Genomic DNA, 1,404 nt, shown 5'->3' with positions numbered 1-1,404 from the left:
GGTGATGGAGGATGAAAGAAAGAAAACAAAAGAACAAACCGAATGAAAATCCTGAACATCATGATTTAACCGATCCGATTCCGCTGGAAGAGCTGAAAGAAAACGCCAATGACGAAAAACACAAACATGACCAAAGGGACAATTCACAAAGTGAAAGAGATTATGATACAAAATAACAGACTTGTCCGAAAGCCGCCGCTGGAGGCGGCTTTTTTTACGATGGCTGGATAAATATGCTGAGCTCAGCTTCCGCCACAGGCTTCCCGGCAACGGAAGCTTTCGCCCGGCCGAACACAAAACCGCGTCTGATTCGCGTGACCTCAAAAAAAAGATCCAGACGGTCTCCCGGCAAAGCGGCACCTAACCTTTCCGCTTTCTTCACCGCGGATAAGAGACCGAGGCCGTCACCGCCGGTAATTCCCGCGCAAGCCGCCGTTTGGGCCATTGCTTCAACGATGAACGAAAATGGCATCTCTCTTTGGGATTCAGTTATAAACCAGTCATTTTCACTGATGTTTTTGTAAGCAGCCGCCCATTTTCCGGCTTCACTGTTCGTCGTGCCGTCAATCAAAAGAAACGGAAAACGATGGGGCAATAGCTTCTGATTCATCACGCAGCCTCCCTTCTCTCTCATTATAACGCAAGAAAAAACCCGCGTCCCCCGACGCGGGTTCATTTTTATTGATTGAGCTTTTTGAGCACGATGCCGTGCAGCGGCTCATGCGGCTGAATACCGCAAATGTCTTGAAGAACGCCGCTCGTGCCTTTTTCCGCGATAAGCTTTTGCAGCTCAACCGCTTCCGGATCATCCTGATAGTCAAAGCGCAGGGCGGCGGCGATGCCTTCTGCCAGCGCGTTCGGTTCTTTTATTTTTTTGGCCGGCCCTACTAATCTGTCATTCGCTCCGAGTTTTCTAAGCGGTGATCTGGCGACTCTTGTCACATCATCCGTGATGTATTCATTTTCAAAGCGGCCGATGATTTTCTTCATGTACTGCTCGTGTTCGGATTGCTTAAAGCCGTACGCTTTCACCAAGTACTCGCCCGTTTCTGAAAGTGCATCGTACACGACACGCCGGATTTCCGGATGGCCGATGGCCTCTTTGACGGTTTTTAATCCGCGCTGATAGCCGACGTACGCCGTAACGGCATGGCCGGTATTGACGGTAAACAACTTTCTCTCGATGAAAGGCGTAAGATCATCCGTAAACAACGCACCTTCCAGTACCGGCTGGCCGCCGGCAAAGCCGGTTCTGTCTATGACCCATTCAAAAAACGGTTCTACGGATACTTTCAGCGGATCTTCATGGTGCTGAATCGGCACAATCCGATCCACCGCAGAATCCGGGAAGCCGACCGTCCGGTTCACGAGTTCCCGCTCCGCTTCCGTCAAATGTCCGAAAAC

At 50.6% G+C, this 1,404-nt stretch carries 3 protein-coding genes; 1 reads left to right on the top strand and 2 read right to left on the bottom strand.

Features of this window, described 5'->3' with window-relative positions; translation table 11 throughout:
• Positions 1 to 11 precede the first annotated feature (11 nt).
• A complete protein-coding gene (locus ACFVSN_RS45165) occupies positions 12 to 176 on the top strand; it encodes a hypothetical protein (protein ID WP_003156294.1) in 165 nt (54 codons plus the stop codon).
• A 38-nt stretch (positions 177 to 214) separates the two neighbouring features.
• Here the strand turns inward: ACFVSN_RS45165 and ACFVSN_RS45160 are convergent, their stop codons facing one another.
• Positions 215 to 610 (bottom strand): 3-hydroxyacyl-ACP dehydratase FabZ family protein, encoded by a 396-nt coding sequence (locus tag ACFVSN_RS45160; RefSeq protein WP_014416917.1) that lies wholly within the window; start codon positions 608 to 610, stop codon positions 215 to 217.
• Positions 611 to 678: 68 nt separating this feature from the next.
• On the bottom strand, positions 679 to 1,404 hold a 726-nt coding region (locus tag ACFVSN_RS45155; protein ID WP_387959326.1), incomplete at its 5' end, for a mannitol-1-phosphate 5-dehydrogenase.

Source organism: Kitasatospora sp. NPDC057904, from assembly GCF_042887925.1.
In the GTDB taxonomy this organism is placed as follows: Bacteria; Actinomycetota; Actinomycetes; order Streptomycetales; family Streptomycetaceae; genus Kitasatospora.
This window is presented reverse-complemented; position numbering and strand designations above follow the sequence as displayed.